The sequence below is a fragment of the Erwinia sp. CGal63 genome (genome assembly GCF_037026505.1).
Lineage (GTDB): Bacteria > Pseudomonadota > Gammaproteobacteria > Enterobacterales > Enterobacteriaceae > Erwinia.
In genome coordinates, this window is the sequence record NZ_JAKUMN010000007.1 from 21,452 (window position 1) to 37,745 (window position 16,294).

Genomic DNA, 16,294 nt, shown 5'->3' on the forward strand with positions numbered 1-16,294 from the left:
TGGTCCTGGTTAAATATGAGCGGCCTATACCCTAACACACTATCAAGCTGAGGCAACCCTTTGCGCGGCTCTGTGGAATTCGCGGTGAGACGCGCATCTCCGCTAATGCCAGAGAGGGTAAGGGATAAGCGGGGAATTTACGGTGGGAAAAAAGTGCGATATTTCTTGCGAAAAAGCAGTTTTGACAGTGAATTTCATGCCGGCGATGGCGGAATTAATTACAAATAAGCGTACGGACAGATTCAGAATATTTTAATTGAACGGGTAATCAATAAAAACGGCGGGCGATCGCGAATAAATCGCCCGCTGCGTTTTAAAAATCCCAGTCTTCGTCTTCGGTATCCACGGCTTTTCCCATCACGTAGGAAGAGCCGGAGCCCGAAAAGAAGTCGTGATTTTCGTCGGCATTGGGCGACAGCGCGGCGAGAATGGCCGGATTGACATCGGTCAGCTCCGCCGGAAACAGCGCTTCGTAGCCCAGATTCATCAGCGCTTTGTTGGCATTGTAATGCAGGAACTTATTGACCTCTTCGCTCCAGCCCTGACCGTCATACAGCTCCGCCGTATAGGCCAGCTCGTTCTCATACAGCGCCAGCAGCAGCTCGATGGCGAACTGCTGCAGCTCCTCGCGCCTGGCCGGGCTCTCTTTCTCCAGCGCTTTCTGATACTTATAGCCGATATAGTAGCCGTGTACCGCCTCATCCTTGATAATCAGGCGGATCAAATCGGCGGTATTGGTCAGCTTGCCGCGGCTCGACCAGTACATCGGCAGATAAAAACCGGAATAGAACAGAAAGGATTCCAGGAACACGCTGGCAATCTTTTTCTTCAGCGGATCGTCATGGTGATAATGTTCCAGCACGATATCGGCTTTTCGCTGCAGATAAACGTTATTTTCGCTCCATTCATACGCAGCGTCGATATCGTCGCTGTGGCAGAGCGTGGAAAAAATTGAGCTGTAGGAGCGCGCGTGTACCGCCTCCATAAAGCTGATATTAGACATTACTGCCTCTTCGTGCGGCGTCTGCGCGTCCGCCATCAGCGCCGGCGCGCCGACGCTATTCTGCACGGTATCCAACAGCGTCAGGCCGGTGAAAACCCGGATCGTCAGCAGCTGCTCTTCACGGCTCAGGCCGTTCCAGGCAGGAATATCGTTAGAGAGCGGCACCTTTTCCGGCAGCCAAAAGTTCGCGGTCAGGCGGTTCCACACCTCCAGATCTTTTTCATCCTCGATCCGGTTCCAGTTAACAGCCTGAATTCGTTTTAGTTTCATTATGATCTCTTCCGGGCGAATACCTTCGCCTCATCTTGTCAGGTCAGAGTGAGCAGGAGACGCAGCCTTCGACTTCGGTGCCGGAAAGCGCCATCTGGCGCAGGCGAATGTAATAGAGCGTTTTGATACCCTTTTTCCAGGCGTATATTTGCGCCTTGTTGATATCGCGCGTGGTGGCGGCATCGCGGAAAAAGAGCGTCAGCGACAGGCCCTGATCGACATGGCGCGTGGCTTCGGCGTAGGTATCGATAATGGCCTCCGGCCCAATGTCGTAAGCGTCGCGATAGAAAGCCTGGTTATCGTTGGTCAGGAAAGGCGCCGGATAATAAACGCGTCCCGTTTTGCCCTCTTTGCGGATCTCAATGCGGGAAACTACGGGATGAATGCTTGAGGTAGCATGATTGATATAGGAGATGGAGCCGGTCGGCGGGATCGCCTGTAAATTTTGATTATAAATGCCGTGTTTAATTACCGCGTCGCGCAGCTGCCGCCACTCTTGCTGCGAAGGCAGCACGATGCCCGCTTTGGCGAACAGCGCGGCGGCTTCCGGCGTGCGCGGCTGCCAGAGCTGATTTACGTACCGATCAAAATAGGCGCCGCTGGCGTAGCGGGAATCTTTAAAACCGACAAAAGTTTCGCCGCGCTCCTGCGCAATCAGGTTAGAGGTGCGCAGCGCGTGATAAGTGATGGCGTAAAAATAGAGATTAGTGAAGTCCAGCGCTGCCGGCGAGCCATACTGGATGCCTTCACGCGCCAGATAGCCGTGCAGGTTCATCTGCCCCAGGCCGATAGCGTGCGACTGCGCGTTGCCGTTTTCAATCGACGGCACGGAACGAATATGGCTTTGATCGGACACCGCCGTCAGGCCCCGCACCGCGATTTCCACCGTGCGGCCAAAATCGGGCGAATCCATGGTATGCGCGATATTCAGCGACCCCAGGTTGCAGGAGATATCTTTGCCGATATGACGATAGCTTAAATCGTCGTGATAATCGGTCGGCGTATTGACCTGCAGGATCTCGGAGCAAAGATTGCTCATATTGATCCGTCCCTTAATCGGGTTGGCGCGATTCACCGTGTCCTCGAACATAATGTAGGGATAGCCGGACTCAAACTGGATCTCCGCCAGCGTCTGGAAAAACTCGCGCGGGTTAATAAAGGTGCGGCGAATGCGCTCGTCGGCCAGCATCTCCTCATATTTTTCGCTGATGCTGATATCGGCAAACGGCAGACCGTAAATGCGTTCCACATCGTAGGGCGAGAAAAGCGCCATCGGCTGATTGGTTTTCGCCAGCTGGAAAGTCACGTCCGGGATCACCACACCCAGCGACAGCGTTTTGATGCGGATTTTCTCGTCGGCGTTCTCTCGCTTGGTATCCAGAAAACGCAAGATATCGGGATGATGCGCATGCAGATAGACCGCGCCCGCGCCCTGGCGCGCACCCAGCTGGTTAGCGTAGGAGAAGGCGTCCTCCAGCATTTTCATCACCGGGATCACGCCGGAAGACTGGTTTTCAATGCGCTTGATCGGCGCGCCCGCTTCACGCAGGTTAGAGAGCAGAAACGCCACGCCGCCGCCGCGTTTGGAAAGCTGTAGCGCGGAGTTCACCGAGCGGCCGATCGACTCCATATTGTCTTCGATACGCAGCAGGAAGCAGGAAACCAGCTCGCCGCGCTGCTGCTTGCCGCAGTTCAGGAAAGTTGGCGTCGCGGGCTGGAAGCGGCCGGAGAGCATCTCTTCCATCAGCGCCATCGCCAGCGACCGATCGCCCTGCGCCAGCGTCAGCGCCACCATGCAAACGCGCTCGGTGAAGCCTTCCAGATAGCGCTTGCCGTCAAAGGTCTTCAGCGTATAGCTGGTGTAAAACTTCCACGCGCCCAGGAAAGTCTGAAAGCGAAAGCGGTGCTGATAAGCCCGATCGAATAGCGACTCAATAAACTCGAAGGGCCAGGCGTTCAGCACCTCCGCTTCATAATAGCCTTCCGCCACCAAGTATTGTAAGCGCTCACTAACTGAAGAGAAGGCAACAGTATTCGGCAGCACATGCTGCAGAAAATAGTGTCGGGTCGCCTCGCGATCTTTCTCAAACTGAATATTGCCATCGGCGTCATAGAGATTGAGCATCGCGTTCAGGGAATGGTAGTCGACCGACGCTATGCGTGTAGTTTCTGTTGTTGCCAAAATTGGGTTACTCCCTGAGTTACGTTGGCGATGTCCTCTTCGGTGCCCAGCAGTTCAAAGCGGTAAAGGCAGGGCACCCGACATTTCTGCGCGATAATGCTGCCCGCCAGGCAGTAAGCTTCGCCAAAATTACGATTGCCTGAGGCGATAACGCCGCGAATCAGTTGACGATTATCAACATCATTCAGAAACTGGATCACCGGCTTCGGCACCGCGCCTTTGGCCGTGCCGCCGCCATAGCTGGGTACGACCAGGATATAGGGTTCGCTGACGCGCAGCGGCTCGCCGTCGATCGGAATACGCAAAGAGGGCAGGCCGCTACGCACGACAAAGCGATGCGTGTTTTCCGACTGGCTGGAAAAATAAACCAGTATCGACACCGGATTAGCCCTGCACAGCGCTGCGGCCCAGAGCGGATATTTTATCGGGACGGAAACCGCTCCAGTGCTCTTCTTCCGCCATCACCACGGGAACCTGACGGTAGCCCAGTGCTTTCAGCCTCTCCAGTTCGTCCGGTTGCTGGTCAAGGTTGATCAGCTGGTAGTCGATACCCTGCTTATCCATCGCATTTTTCGTGGCGTTGCACTGGACACAGTTGTCTTTAGTGTAAATAATAATGCGCATGATTCGTATTTCCGTCTCTAATCGGATCTCTGGCACATTTATTGCCTAAAATCATTGGCTAAAAGGTGCCGCCAGGGTAACCGCTAAACCTATATGTTGCGTATTTCGTTATTATTAAATACTAGATGTGGTGTCTTTCTATTGCAACCCTGCATTCTCCAGGATTATTCGCCTCTGGGTGCCTGACGCCCCGGCACACCCGGGATTGCCTGAAAAATTTTTCTTCCAGATTCTGAAAAGCGCTGCAGAGCATAGCGATAAGCAACCCGATTGGTTATTATTTCGCCAGGCTTAAGGAGGAGCAGAGATGAGTAAGCGAAGTGATATTCTGGATGGTCGTGAGTATGGAAGCCCTTATGGATTAATATATACCGAGGTGCTCGGATGGGTTGACTTGGGACATGCCTCAGGGGCGGACATAGAAAATTTATTCAGAAAAATCAACGCGGGAGAATGTTCTGGTAAGCAATATTATGACGTCTCTTACGCGCAGGCTATGACCGATCCGACCTATACTCTCAAAATGGGTAAATTCACAACCTGGCGTATTAAAAAAGGGCGTTCCTGGCCTGAACGGCAAAGTATTGCGCTGGCGATGATGATGGCGCTGGCGCGGAATTTTGAGGCGATGCAGGCGTCATTTCCCTGTCATCTTGTAACAGACAGCGGATTCAGCGGAGAAGATTTAGTTTCCGATCTGCTGGGGTTTTATCGCGTGATAAGCAGTCAGAATCTTTTTCCGGCTTTGCGGCCCGTCAGCAAAGCGGAAGCGTTAAAGCGCTGGGACTATTATGGCCCGATTGGCTCTTTCAAAAATGACTCTTTTTTACCGCTTCTTTTTCCTGACCCCGAAAAATTCCGCAATGCCCGACCGCGTAAAGGCCGTCTGCCCTATTTTATGCAAACGGTCAGGCCCTGGCATGATTTCCAGTCCGGAATAGTCGGCATCGTCAGCGCTGACGGCGCATATATCGATAAAGCAAAGGGCGGAGCTTTGCCTTATGCCTAAATCAATCAAAGTAACGATGGCGCTTATTGGCTTTATCGTCGTTGGATTTATGTATGCCTTACCCTATATAAAAATGGAGTTTGCCGGAAGCGCTCACTATACCGAACGGGATAAGCGTGAATACAACTTCTATACGCCTGAAATCCTGAAGAAAATGCCGCGCATATCTTCGCGTTATGCCTTTGAATTCGCTAACGTTACCGGCCCTTCAAGACATGTCTACGTCATTAAATTTTACGATACTGAAGATACCAGCAAGATTGATGAGTTTTTGTCTTCCGTGGGATATAAACGTCAGGCTGCCTGTAATATCGACAACGTATGCTGGCGCGGCACCGATCGCGCGGAAACCATAATGGTCAGAAGCTTAAAGAGCGAAACAGGAATAGCGGTTCAGGTCGTCTACGATTTTACATAATTTAATGGCGGAACTGTGTAAAAAAGATAGCCTGTCCTGTTTTATGCAAACGGTCAGGCCCTGGCGTGATTTCCAGTCCGGAATAGTCAGCATCGCCAGCGCTGACGGCACATATATCGATAAAGCAAAGGGCGGAGCTTTACCCCATGCGTAATTCCCTGAAGGCGCTTGCCGTAGTAGTGACCGCTGCCGCGCTGGTCTATGCCTGGCCTTATATAAAAATGAATGTAGCTGAAAGCGCGCACTACACCGAACAGGATGTGCAGGAATATCAATTTTATACGCCTGATATTCTGAAAAAAATGCCGCGAATTTCTTCTCGCTACGATTTCGATTACGTCAATACTGCCGGGCCAGCAACGCATATCTATGCCCTGAAATTCTATGAAACTGAAAATACCGGCGTCATTAACGCCTGGCTGGCTTCGATGGGCTACACGAGACAGAGTAAATGCGAACCTGAGAGCGAATGCTGGCGTGCCGCAGATCCCAAAGAGACTATTTATATGGCGAAATTAAAAAGCGAAAAGGGCGTAGTGGTGCAGGTTGTTTATTATTTGGAGTGAACCTTGCTGCCGTTATCCGTAGCGCCTGTCTTACCGTTCGTTAACAGCAGATTTAAGCGGGTAGCCAATCCCCGCAGCGCGGGGATCGTTACTGCGTAGTCAATCGCGGGAAGCGCTGGTGGCGATTAGCGCGCCCAAGAAAACCCCGATGGCCGCGCCGATGCCGACGCCGTGCCACGGATTGTCGCGAACAAAAGTATCCACATGCTCGCCCGCGTCTTTAGCAACCTGAGTTACGCGATTGCCGCCGCCATTTAATTTAGCGCGGGTTTCTTTCAGCAGAGCCTGCGCTTTATTGCGGGCCTCATCGACTTCTTCTTTGGATTTGCTGCCGTAAGATTTCAGCAGGCCGTCAAGGGTATCGGCCAGCAGAGTGACGTCCTGGTTGATATCAACATCTTCAGTTTTTGTTGTCCGGTTAAACATGTAGTTCTCTCCTGGAAATGATACGGACTATTTACTATAGACTATCAGAGAGATATTTCGTGTACCGGCGCGGTACGCGCCCTGTTTCTGGACAATTCCGAAAGCCCTTAGCCCTGGCGCCAGGGTAAGGTGTCGGGGTTGGCAAGTATTAGAGGATAAAGCATGTATCTACGCCCTGATGAGGTCGCTCGCGTACTGGAAAAAGCGGGATTTGAAATGGACGCGGTGACACCAAAAACCTACGGATATCGCCGTGGCGAAAGCTATGTGTATGTTAACCGCGAAGCACGTTTAGGCCGTACCGCGCTGGTGATCCATCCCACGCTGAAGGAAAAAAGCCACAGTTTTGCGGAGCCCGCTAACGAAATCAAAACCTGCGAACACTACGTGCAGTTTCCGGTTTACCTGGTCGGCGACGGTCAGGATCACTACGGCATTCCGCACGGCTTCAGCTCGCGCGCCGCGCTGGAACGCTATCTGGAATCCGTCTTCGACTAACTCCTTTGCTGCGGCATAAGGTTGCGTAAAAGCGCAGCTTTACGTTTCCTGACGTTGCATTACCGTTACAGACCAGGTATAACACCTGGCCTATGTAGAAGTTTAGACGTCTATACGGATAACGGTATGCAGCAAGCTCAGGACAACACGCAACAATTTAAACGCAGCATGAAAGCGCGCCATCTGGTGATGCTTTCCCTCGGCGGCGTAATCGGCACCGGTCTGTTTTTTAACACTGGCTATATTATCTCCACAACCGGCGCGGCGGGCACGCTACTGGCCTATCTGATCGGCGCGCTGGTGGTCTATCTGGTGATGCTCAGCCTGGGCGAGCTTTCCGTGGCGATGCCCGAAACCGGCGCTTTCCACGTTTACGCCGCGCGCTATCTTAGTCCGGCCACCGGTTATACCGTGGCGTGGCTCTACTGGCTAACCTGGACCGTGGCGCTTGGCTCCAGCCTGACCGCCGCCGGATTCTGTATGCAGTACTGGTTTCCCCAATCGCCGGTGTGGATCTGGTGCCTGCTGTTTTGCGCGCTAATCTTTCTGCTCAACGTCATCTCTTCCCGCTTCTTCGCCGAAGGGGAGTTCTGGTTTTCCCTGATCAAAGTGGTCACCATTCTGGCGTTTATCGTGCTGGGTGCAGGCGCGATGTTCGGTTTTATTCCCCTGAAAGATGGCAGCAGCGCGCCATTTTTTCATAATCTCACCGCGCACGGCTGGCTGCCGCACGGCGTGTTGCCGATTCTGATGACGATGGTGGCGGTGAACTTCGCCTTTTCCGGTACTGAACTGATCGGCATCGCCGCGGGCGAAACCGAACAGCCCCACAAAGTGCTGCCGCTGGCGATTCGCACCACGGTCGCGCGACTGATTATCTTTTTCGTCGGCACCGTGCTGATTCTGGCCGCGCTGATCCCGATGGATCAGGCTGGCATTGTCAAAAGCCCGTTTGTGCTGGTGTTTGAGAAGATCGGCATTCCCTACGCCGCCGATATTTTCAACTTTGTTATTCTGACCGCGATCCTTTCTGCGGCTAACTCCGGGCTTTACGCTTCCGGCCGTATGCTCTGGTCGCTCTCTAATCAGAATACGCTGCCGCGCTGCTTCGCCAGGCTGACCCGGCGCGGCATTCCGCTGACCGCGATTGTCGTCAGTATGCTGGGCGGGCTGCTGGCGCTCTTTTCCAGCGTTATCGCGCCCGATACGGTTTTCGTCGCGCTTTCTGCTATCTCCGGCTTTGCCGTGGTGGCGGTCTGGCTGAGCATCTGCGCCTCGCACTTCTTCTTTCGTCGTGCGCATCTGCGCGCGGGCAAGCCGCTCGCGGAGCTTAAGTATCGCGCGCCGTGGTATCCGCTGACGCCGATTCTGGGCTTTGTGCTCTGCCTGCTGGCCTGTGTCGGTCTGGCCTTCGATCCCGAGCAGCGCATCGCGCTCTATTGCGGGCTGCCTTTTATCGCCGTCTGTTACGGCGCTTACTATTTCACTCAGCTGCTGCAGAAACGCGAGCAGACAAAGGAGACTCAGCGTGCTGTCGATTAATGAAGTCCAACAGCAGGTTGCCGCCGGTCTGGTACTGGATGGCGCAATGGCTACCGAACTGGAGGCGCGCGGCTGCGATTTAACCGATGCGCTCTGGTCAGCGAAAGTGCTGTTTGAGAACCCGGAACTCATCCGCCAGGTGCATTACGACTACTTTAAAGCGGGCGCGCAGGTGGCGATTACCGCCAGCTATCAGGCGACGCCGCAGGGTTTCGCCAAACGCGGGCTGGATGAAACGGCTTCGCTGGCGCTGATTGCCCGCAGCGTGGCGCTGGCGGCGCAGGCCAGAGCCGACTATCTGGCGGAAGCGCCCCAGGCCGCGCCGCTGCTGGTTGCCGGCTCCGTCGGCCCTTACGGCGCGTTCCTGGCGGACGGTTCCGAGTATCGCGGCGACTACGCGCTGCCGCAGGCGGAGATGATGGCTTTTCACCGGCCGCGCGTGCGGGCGCTGGTGGCCGCTGGCGCGGATATGCTGGCCTGCGAAACGCTGCCTTCCTTTGCGGAAGTCAAAGCGCTGGTGGCTTTGCTGGAGGAGTTCCCGGCGACGCCAGCCTGGTTCTCCTTTACGCTGCGCGACAGCCATCATCTGAGCGACGGCACGCCGCTGGCCGATCTGCTCGCTTTTCTGGAAGACAAGCCGCAGGTAGTGGCGCTGGGCATCAACTGCATCGCGCTGGATAAGGTGACGGCCGCGCTGCAGGTGTTTTCCGCCCTGAGCGCGAAGCCGCTGGTGGTCTATCCCAATTCCGGCGAGCAGTATGACGCCGCCAGCAAAAGCTGGCACAGCGACGCCGCAACCTGCACGCTGGCGGACAACCTTGCCGAATGGCAGGCCGCTGGCGCGAAACTGATTGGCGGCTGCTGCCGCACCACGCCCGCCGACATTAAAGCTATCGCACAACGCTGCCGATAACCTCTTCAGAGCTTTATAACTCCGCCCGCGCTGTCGGGCGCAACTTATCGAAGCCGCCTGAACTATTCTTATTTTTTAACCTGTCGGGAAAGTTTATGAGACTCATTTTACTGGCGCTGGCCTCGGCGTGGCTGCTCAGCGGATGCGCGACCATCGTGGGCGACAAAACCCAGGATATCTCTATCCAGAGCTGGCCGCAGGGCGCGAAATTCGTGGTGCAGGATGAAACGGGCAGGGCAGTGGCGGAGGGCTACACGCCGAAAACCGTGACGCTGGCCAAATCCGACGGCAGCTATTTCGGCAAGAAAAAATTTCTGTTGATGCTGGAACAGCCCGGCTTTGTGCCGCAGACCATTCCGCTGAACGAAAAGGCCAACCTCTGGTATCTGCTGGGCAATATTCCGCTCGGCGGCTTCCCCGGCTGGCTGCTGGTCGACCCGTTCAACGGCGGTATGTATCACATTGACGAGCCGCCGGCGCGGATCATTATGAATCCTGTCGGCGCGCGCAGCTGACAGAGAACGCAGCGGCCCGCGCGGGCCGCCTGTTATCTACTGAGCCGTCGGCTTCACCATTGAGTGCGGCGGCCTGTGCTTTTCCAGATACTGATGCTGGAAAATGCACATGCGAATCGTGTTGCGGTATTCGCCGTTGATAAAAAATTCGTGGATCAGCTCGCCTTCAATCTCAAAGCCCAGCTTGCTGTAGATATGGATCGCTTTTTTATTCTCTTTATCGACGATGAGATAGAGCTTATAAAGATTCAGCACGGAGAAGCCGTACTCCATCGCCAGCAGCGCCGCCTTGCTGGCTAAACCTTTGCCCTGATGACCGGGCGCGATAATAATCTGAAACTCCGCGCGGCGATGAATATGGTTGATCTCGACCAGCTCCACCAGTCCCGCTTTCTCGCCATCATACTCCACCACAAAACGCCGCTCGCTCTGGTCATGGATATGCTTGTCATAGAGATCGGAGAGCTCGACAAAAGCCTCGTAAGGCTCTTCAAACCAGTAGCGCATCACGCTGGCGTTGTTATCCAGCTGATGCACAAAGTGCAGATCTTCGCGCTCCAGCGGACGCAGTTTTACCGTCTGTTCGGCAGACATAAATTATCCTGTTAATCAGGGCGATATTGCCAGAAACAGTATAGGTTTTGCGGCGGGAAAAAGGCAGGAAAACGGCGCCGCCAGCGTAGCCGGCGACGCGCGGCGGATCAGAAGTTGTAGCCGACTACTGCGTAGTAGCCCCAGCCGGTGGATTTCACTTCGAAATTGCCGTTGCCGAAGTTCAGCTCCTGGCCGTCAGCCCACTGGCCGCCGTTATGGAAATAACGCGCCACGAAGGAGTAGTGCCAGTGATCGTAAACCAGCGACAGCACGTGGCTGGAAGCGATAGAGTTGCTGGTGCGGGAAGCGTCGCTCTTGTCGCGCAGATCGGAGCCCCAGTCGAAGTTGGTGAAGCCGATATAGCTCAGCTTGCCGCCCCACAGCGAAGAGATCGGCACGAAATATTTCACCTTGAAGCGATAGCCGTCCCAGCTGTTTTCGTTAGCCGCACCGTAGTTTTCCCACTGATATTTGGCGTAAACGTTTAGCGACAGGTTGACCGGCGAATGGGTGTCGATATCGGTGCCCAGACCCATATACCAGGTATTCTGGCGATTGTCGCTGTTGCGGCCCATATCGTAGATATAGTTGTTGGCGAAATACCACTCTTTGAACGGGCCGAAGCTGAGGTCGGTATTGGTCAGCTTATCGATGGAGAAGCGCGGTTCAATCTCCATAAACATCGGCGAGCCGTGGTCGAAAATGCCGTTGGCGTTAGAGTTGCCGACGCCGAAAAAGTTGGTCAGATCCAGATAGCCGTAAAAATCGAACCAGTCTTTTTTCGCGAAGGCTTCATATTCCAGGTAGACGTCGTTATTAAACTGCGGCCCGAAGCGAGTATGGGTGCTGCCTACTACGTTAACGCTCTGGTGCCACCAGTCGGAAACGTACTGCGGCTGCTCAGGAGCCGCCACTGCGCCATAAGAGAGCGCCATCAGCGCGCCAGCCATCAGAGATTTATATTTCATTATATTACCACATGCTTATCGACCATTTTCTGCAGCCCGCGCGATGGTCTTATCGTCATTATCCGGAACGGAACAGGAAGGCGGTTTCAATACCGAAAACACCCATCTCGAATGCCGGAGAAGTGTGCCGTCATCCGCGCTTAAGGAAATAGAGATTGCTCACAGTTGTCAAACTCTGTTTCATTTCACTTTAATTAAAGTGTGATGCAGATCACTATATGGCGGGAACTTAAACACATGCTTGCTTGTCTGCCGGGAAAAGTCCATTTTAACGCCAGGTAAACGTTTGCTTGTTAAAAGGGAAAAAATTAAAGCGCAACTGGAAAGGTGATGACAGGATTAACCGCTGCAGGCGTATCGCGTAGCAATAAGATTTACTTATATAAAAGCGAGTAATTAGCGCAGTTTATAGTCACTATTTAATAGCCAGCGCAGGCAGAACCGATCGCTGCGGTTCTCACTTCTGTGGCGGCGAATCGTTGCGAAAGGCCTCACATTTTATCGGTTGGTACGAGCCAGCGAACACGTAAACCATTACCGATATGTAAATATTTATATATCGGATGGAAACCAGTACGATCGCGGTTTTGTTGTCACAGGGGAGCCACAATGCAGCTATTTATGTTTTACGTCGGCGGCAATGCCGGAAAGTCTAATATCGAAGTGCACGATATACAGTTTGTCGCGGCCAATAAGCCGGAAGAGGCGTGGCCAGCGCTGCGCGAGGCATGGTTTGGTGATGCGGATAAGATCCATATCGACGGCTATGCGCGGATTACCTGGGCGGATGGTTACGCCGTTACGCTTTCCGCTACGCCGCCGCAGGATAAAAACAGGCTCTTTTTCGTCAACGCCGGCGCCTATCATCCTTCTTCGCTGGCCGAGCTGCATGCCTTCGATCTCTTTGTGGCGAAAAGCGTTAAAGAAGCCAAAGCCAAAGGGCTGGCTTCGCTGCTGAAAGGCGCGCTGCACCAGCATAAAGACAACCTGGCGGATGTGGATGACTGTCTGCTGCTGGATAAGATCGGCGATCTCTATATTCATCTGACGCCATCGGCCGCAGGCGAACCTTTTCGGCCGGAATGGCAGGGCTATCAACCCATTGGCGCCTGACCCGAAAATGATGTCGGCTTTTGGGCGAGGCTTAATGTTGCCTTAATATTTATCCTGGAAACTCTCTTTATCAACCTGAGGAGAGCCCCATGAAACAGCAGCGCGTCCGCCCGATGAGTGAATATACCGCCGTGATTTTCAGCGTCGTTGTCGTCCTGACTTTTCTGCGGATCTGGTTCACCGCCTGAAACTGTTGCTAAGTAAATTTTACCGAAGCCCGACAGCCTGAAGCGCGCCGTCGGTTCTCCAGAAAGAACTGCGCCTTGTGTAGCTGCGCGATGCGGCTGACGATGCTTAGCCCCAGCCCGATGCCGCCGTAGCGGCTGTCCATACGCACAAAGGCGCGGCTCAGCTCGCCGCTTTTGCTCTCATCAATGCCCGGCCCCTGATCTTCTACAGCCAGCACCAGGCCGGCAGCGGTTTCGACGCGAACGGTAATCACCGTTCCGACAGGGCTGTAGCGATGCGCGTTCTCCAACAGATTCCGCAACAGCACCTGCAGCAGCGTCGCGTCTCCACGCACGGTCGCCTCGTCCGTTATGGCAAGCTCAAGCGTTTGCTCGCGCTGCTGCAGCATAGACTGCATCTCCGACTGCATCGGCGCCACCACATCCTTGACCAGCGAAACCTGCTGGTAGTTGCCCGCGGTAAAAGACTGCCCGACGCGGGCGAGCTGCAGCAGCTGCGCCACGCTGTTGGTCATCTGATCCAGACGCTGGATAAGCGGACGAACGTTAATCTCGTGCTTTTTCTCCAGCAGCTCCAGATGCAACCGCAGCCCGGCCAGCGGCGTGCGCAGCTCATGCGCGACGTCGGCGGTAAACAGCCGCTCGCGCTCCAGACCCGTGGTGAGACGCGCCACCAGCTGGTTCACCGCCAGCGTAACCGCATCTACTTCCCGCACCGAACTGGCGATGTTGATGGGATCCAGATTGTCTTCGCTGCGGTTTTCCAGCTGCTGCTGCAGTTCAGAGAGCGGTCGCGTAATCCACTTAACCAGCTGAAAACAGAGCAGCAGGGCGAGCGTAATCATAATCAGGCTCGGCACGGCCAGGCTGGCGACCGCTTCATGAATCTCCTTTTCCACAGGCTTATGCAGATCGCGGTTTTGCAGCTCCGCTTCCACTAACAGCTGGATCTGCTCTTTGCTCTCATGCCATAGCCACGCCACGCTGATAATCTGACAAAGCAGCAGGATCAGGCCTACCGCCACCAGCAGGCGAAAGCGCAGCGTGTTGTTCTGCTGCCGGAAAAAAGAAGGGATCATTCAGCCTCGGATTTAATCAGGGCGTAACCAAAACCGCGCACGGTACGGATCGCCGCTCTGCCGATTTTGTCGCGCAGGTTGTGAATATGCACCTCAAGCGTATTGGTGGACGGTTCCGTTTCCCAATTGTAGATATCGTTATAGAGGATCTCGCGATGCACCGGCTGCCCGGCCTTGAGCATCAGCCGCGACAGGATAGCGTACTCCTTCGGCGTCAGCTCCAGCAGCCGGTCGGCCAGGTGGATCTGGCGATGAGTCATATCCAGCGACAGCTGGCCGAAAGTGAGTCGGCTGTCGCCCTGATTGACGTCGCGGCGGATCAGCGCCCGGATGCGCGCCAGCAGTTCGTCCAGCGCGAAGGGCTTGATCAGATAGTCGTCCGCGCCCGCATCCAGCCCGGTGATTTTGTCACCTACGGTATCGCGCGCGGTAAGGATCAGCACCGGATACATTTTCTTCTGGCGGCGCAGGCGCAGCAAAAGGCGCAGACCATCCTCGTCCGGCAGGCCCAGATCGAGGATCAGCAGGCTATAAAGACCGCTCGCCAGAGCGGCTTCCGCGTCACGGCTGGTGGCGACGCCGTCGCAGACGTAGCCTTCGCCTTCCAGCGCCATCACCAGGCCCTGCAGCAGCAGGGCGTCATCTTCCACTACCAGAATTTTCACCTGTTTTTACTCCGACAAGCGGTCAGGATATCGTCGCCAGGCACATAGCTATGCGTCTGCGTGCCGGTTAGTCCCAGTACCGTTGAAAAAAGATTATCCTGCGACCACTGATTTTCCGTCAGCTTGCTCATGCAGCCCATATCCACCGCGTGGCGCTGCTGATAATCAGGCGACAGCCAAATCACCATCGGCACATGCTTCTGCGCTTCGGGCGCTATCGCGTAAGGCATACCGTGCAGATAGACGCCGTTTTCCCCCAGCGATTCGCCGTGATCGGAAAGGTAAACCAGGCTGGTGGTAAAACGATCCTGATGTGATTTTAATACAGTAATCGCTTTATCCACGATGTAATCGACATAGAGCAGCGTATTGTCATAGGTGTTAACCAACTGCTCTCTGGAGCAATCCTGAATCTGATTGGTGTCGCAGGTCGGCGTAAACTGTCGGAAGCGCGCCGGATAGCGATTGTAGTAGGTCGGGCCGTGGCTGCCGATAGTGTGCAGCACGATAATGCCGTTGCCTTTCAGCTGATTGATATAGTCATCCAGCCCGTGAAACAGCACTTCGTCATAGCATTCGCCATTGATGCACTCTCCCGGCAGATTAAGCTGCGTCATATCCTGATGCGGCACCCGGTCGCAGGCGCCTTTACAGCCGCCGTCGTTTTCGTTCCACAACACGCTGAGGCCGGCGCGCTGCACGATATCCAACAGCCCTTCACGGTGGCTGGCGAGCACGTCGTCATAATGCGCGCGTGGCATCCCCGAGAACATGCAGGGCACCGAAATTGCCGTGGCGGTGCCGCAGGAAGCCGTGTGCGGGAAATAGACGACGTCGTCTTTCGCCAGCAGCGGATTGGTCTGGCGCGGATAGCCGGAAAGCGAGAAGTCCGCCGCGCGCGAGGTTTCACCCAGCACGATAATTGTCAGGCTTTTTTTCGCGCCGTTTAGCATTTGCGGACTTTGATGCGCGTCTTCGCCCATTTTCACCAGCGGCAGATTGGCCATCTGGTTGTGCTTATACCAGGAAAGCGTGGCGGCGATGCTGTTGGACGGACTCAGCGACTTCACCAGCTCTTTATTATTGCGAAACAGCGAGGCGTAATCTTTATAGAAGAGCAGCGCCACCAGCAGGATCAGCAAAGCGGAGCCAGCCAGGCTAATAGCACGCGGCGCCACGCTGCTCAGCAGGCTCGACGGCTTTTTGAACCGCAGCCAGAACGCCAGAGCAGCAGCGAAAACGCCAAACACCAGCAGGTTGATAATCAACTGCGGCGTCATCAGGGCAAAAGATTCCGACGCGGTGGTATCCAGCATGTTCACAATCATCGAGCGGTCGAGAACGATATTGTAGTTCCAGATAAAGTACTGCACGGCGGCGGAAACCAGCACGAACAGCGCGATCAGCAGCCTGTCCAGCCAGAAAAACGAGGCCAGCGTCAGGACGATATTGATCGCGCTGAAAGCGACCACCGGCATAGAGAGAAACACCAGTACGCTATGCAGATTATCCAGCGGCATGCCGGCCAGCACCTGGCGATAAAAGGCAAGATTAAGAAACAAAGCTATATAAAGCGAGAAGAGGATCAGAAAAAGGTGCCGGCTCAGCGACACACTTTTAAGCTTCATCAACGACATACCTGCAATCCGAAGCAGAAAAAAGAGGGCTTCAGAGTGCCAGTCGAAGGTTAGGAAAACCTTAAGAACTTAAGAAAAGGGCGC

Annotated in this window: 18 protein-coding genes; 8 read left to right on the plus strand and 10 right to left on the minus strand. The window is 54.7% G+C overall.

All coding sequences use genetic code 11. From position 1 onward, the window contains the following. Nucleotides 1–313 precede the first annotated feature (313 nt). From nrdF to nrdH, 4 genes are read right to left on the minus strand one after another with little or no spacing between them, the layout of a single operon-like run. On the minus strand, nucleotides 314–1,273 hold the full coding sequence (nrdF, locus tag MKZ79_RS18070; RefSeq protein ID WP_336144027.1) for a class 1b ribonucleoside-diphosphate reductase subunit beta: 960 nt from the start codon (nucleotides 1,271–1,273) through the stop codon (nucleotides 314–316). 43 nt (nucleotides 1,274–1,316) lie between these two features. Continuing rightward, on the minus strand, nucleotides 1,317–3,455 hold the full coding sequence (gene nrdE, locus MKZ79_RS18075) for a class 1b ribonucleoside-diphosphate reductase subunit alpha (RefSeq protein WP_336144028.1): 2,139 nt from the start codon (nucleotides 3,453–3,455) through the stop codon (nucleotides 1,317–1,319). Next, the gene (gene nrdI / locus MKZ79_RS18080) at nucleotides 3,428–3,835 is read right to left on the minus strand and encodes a class Ib ribonucleoside-diphosphate reductase assembly flavoprotein NrdI (protein WP_336144029.1); all 408 of its coding nucleotides are present in this window, start codon (nucleotides 3,833–3,835) and stop codon (nucleotides 3,428–3,430) included. The genes nrdE and nrdI overlap by 28 nt, the downstream gene beginning before the upstream one ends. Nucleotides 3,836–3,839: 4 nt before the next feature. After that, nucleotides 3,840–4,079 (minus strand): glutaredoxin-like protein NrdH, encoded by a 240-nt coding sequence (nrdH, locus tag MKZ79_RS18085; RefSeq protein ID WP_336144030.1) that lies wholly within the window; start codon nucleotides 4,077–4,079, stop codon nucleotides 3,840–3,842. Between the two features lie 307 nt (nucleotides 4,080–4,386). On the opposite strand from nrdH, the gene MKZ79_RS18090 reads away from it, so the two are divergent. The 3 genes from MKZ79_RS18090 to MKZ79_RS18100 all read left to right on the plus strand — a co-directional run bounded on the left by MKZ79_RS18090 (nucleotide 4,387) and on the right by MKZ79_RS18100 (nucleotide 6,072). Beyond that, nucleotides 4,387–5,088, plus strand: a complete 702-nt coding sequence (locus tag MKZ79_RS18090) for a hypothetical protein (protein WP_336144031.1) — start codon at nucleotides 4,387–4,389, stop codon at nucleotides 5,086–5,088. Then, nucleotides 5,081–5,506, plus strand: coding sequence for a hypothetical protein (locus MKZ79_RS18095; protein ID WP_336144032.1), 426 nt, complete (start codon nucleotides 5,081–5,083; stop codon nucleotides 5,504–5,506). The genes MKZ79_RS18090 and MKZ79_RS18095 overlap by 8 nt, the downstream gene beginning before the upstream one ends. 146 nt (nucleotides 5,507–5,652) lie before the next feature. Further along, a complete protein-coding gene (locus tag MKZ79_RS18100) occupies nucleotides 5,653–6,072 on the plus strand; it encodes a hypothetical protein (protein WP_336144033.1) in 420 nt (139 codons plus the stop codon). 99 nt (nucleotides 6,073–6,171) lie between these two features. On the opposite strand, the gene MKZ79_RS18105 is transcribed toward MKZ79_RS18100, so the two are convergent. Next, complete coding sequence (locus tag MKZ79_RS18105) at nucleotides 6,172–6,498, minus strand: DUF883 family protein (RefSeq protein WP_336144034.1); 327 nt, start codon at nucleotides 6,496–6,498, stop codon at nucleotides 6,172–6,174. Between the two features lie 162 nt (nucleotides 6,499–6,660). Here MKZ79_RS18105 and MKZ79_RS18110 point away from each other — a divergent pair, with 162 nt between their 5' ends. The 4 genes from MKZ79_RS18110 to MKZ79_RS18125 all read left to right on the plus strand — a co-directional run bounded on the left by MKZ79_RS18110 (nucleotide 6,661) and on the right by MKZ79_RS18125 (nucleotide 9,966). After that, a complete protein-coding gene (locus tag MKZ79_RS18110; RefSeq protein ID WP_336144035.1) occupies nucleotides 6,661–6,996 on the plus strand; it encodes a DUF2002 family protein in 336 nt (111 codons plus the stop codon). A 126-nt stretch (nucleotides 6,997–7,122) separates the two neighbouring features. After that, the gene (mmuP, locus tag MKZ79_RS18115; RefSeq protein WP_336144036.1) at nucleotides 7,123–8,538 is read left to right on the plus strand and encodes an S-methylmethionine permease; all 1,416 of its coding nucleotides are present in this window, start codon (nucleotides 7,123–7,125) and stop codon (nucleotides 8,536–8,538) included. Then, nucleotides 8,528–9,451, plus strand: coding sequence for a homocysteine S-methyltransferase (mmuM, locus tag MKZ79_RS18120; protein ID WP_336144208.1), 924 nt, complete (start codon nucleotides 8,528–8,530; stop codon nucleotides 9,449–9,451). The genes mmuP and mmuM overlap by 11 nt, the downstream gene beginning before the upstream one ends. 95 nt (nucleotides 9,452–9,546) lie before the next feature. Beyond that, a complete protein-coding gene (locus tag MKZ79_RS18125) occupies nucleotides 9,547–9,966 on the plus strand; it encodes a hypothetical protein (RefSeq protein WP_336144037.1) in 420 nt (139 codons plus the stop codon). 36 nt (nucleotides 9,967–10,002) lie between these two features. Here MKZ79_RS18125 and speG read toward each other — a convergent pair whose 3' ends face one another. Both speG and MKZ79_RS18135 read right to left on the minus strand, forming a co-directional pair. Continuing rightward, nucleotides 10,003–10,560: a spermidine N1-acetyltransferase gene (speG, locus tag MKZ79_RS18130; RefSeq protein ID WP_336144038.1), complete on the minus strand. Its 558-nt coding sequence runs from the start codon at nucleotides 10,558–10,560 to the stop codon at nucleotides 10,003–10,005. A 107-nt stretch (nucleotides 10,561–10,667) separates the two neighbouring features. Further along, nucleotides 10,668–11,528 carry a nucleoside-specific channel-forming protein Tsx gene (locus MKZ79_RS18135; protein ID WP_336144039.1) on the minus strand — a complete coding sequence of 287 codons (861 nt, stop codon included), beginning with the start codon at nucleotides 11,526–11,528 and terminating at the stop codon, nucleotides 10,668–10,670. Between the two features lie 609 nt (nucleotides 11,529–12,137). Here MKZ79_RS18135 and MKZ79_RS18140 point away from each other — a divergent pair. Continuing rightward, nucleotides 12,138–12,641: a DUF1543 domain-containing protein gene (locus MKZ79_RS18140; protein WP_336144040.1), complete on the plus strand. Its 504-nt coding sequence runs from the start codon at nucleotides 12,138–12,140 to the stop codon at nucleotides 12,639–12,641. A gap of 196 nt (nucleotides 12,642–12,837) precedes the next feature. On the opposite strand, the gene pmrB is transcribed toward MKZ79_RS18140, so the two are convergent. From pmrB to eptA, 3 genes are read right to left on the minus strand one after another with little or no spacing between them, the layout of a single operon-like run. Continuing rightward, nucleotides 12,838–13,908, minus strand: a complete 1,071-nt coding sequence (gene pmrB, locus MKZ79_RS18145) for a two-component system sensor histidine kinase PmrB (RefSeq protein WP_336144041.1) — start codon at nucleotides 13,906–13,908, stop codon at nucleotides 12,838–12,840. Beyond that, on the minus strand, nucleotides 13,905–14,573 hold the full coding sequence (pmrA, locus tag MKZ79_RS18150; RefSeq protein ID WP_336144042.1) for a two-component system response regulator PmrA: 669 nt from the start codon (nucleotides 14,571–14,573) through the stop codon (nucleotides 13,905–13,907). The genes pmrB and pmrA overlap by 4 nt, the downstream gene beginning before the upstream one ends. Next, complete coding sequence (gene eptA, locus MKZ79_RS18155) at nucleotides 14,570–16,210, minus strand: phosphoethanolamine transferase EptA (protein WP_336144043.1); 1,641 nt, start codon at nucleotides 16,208–16,210, stop codon at nucleotides 14,570–14,572. The genes pmrA and eptA overlap by 4 nt, the downstream gene beginning before the upstream one ends. Nucleotides 16,211–16,294: the final 84 nt, after the last annotated feature.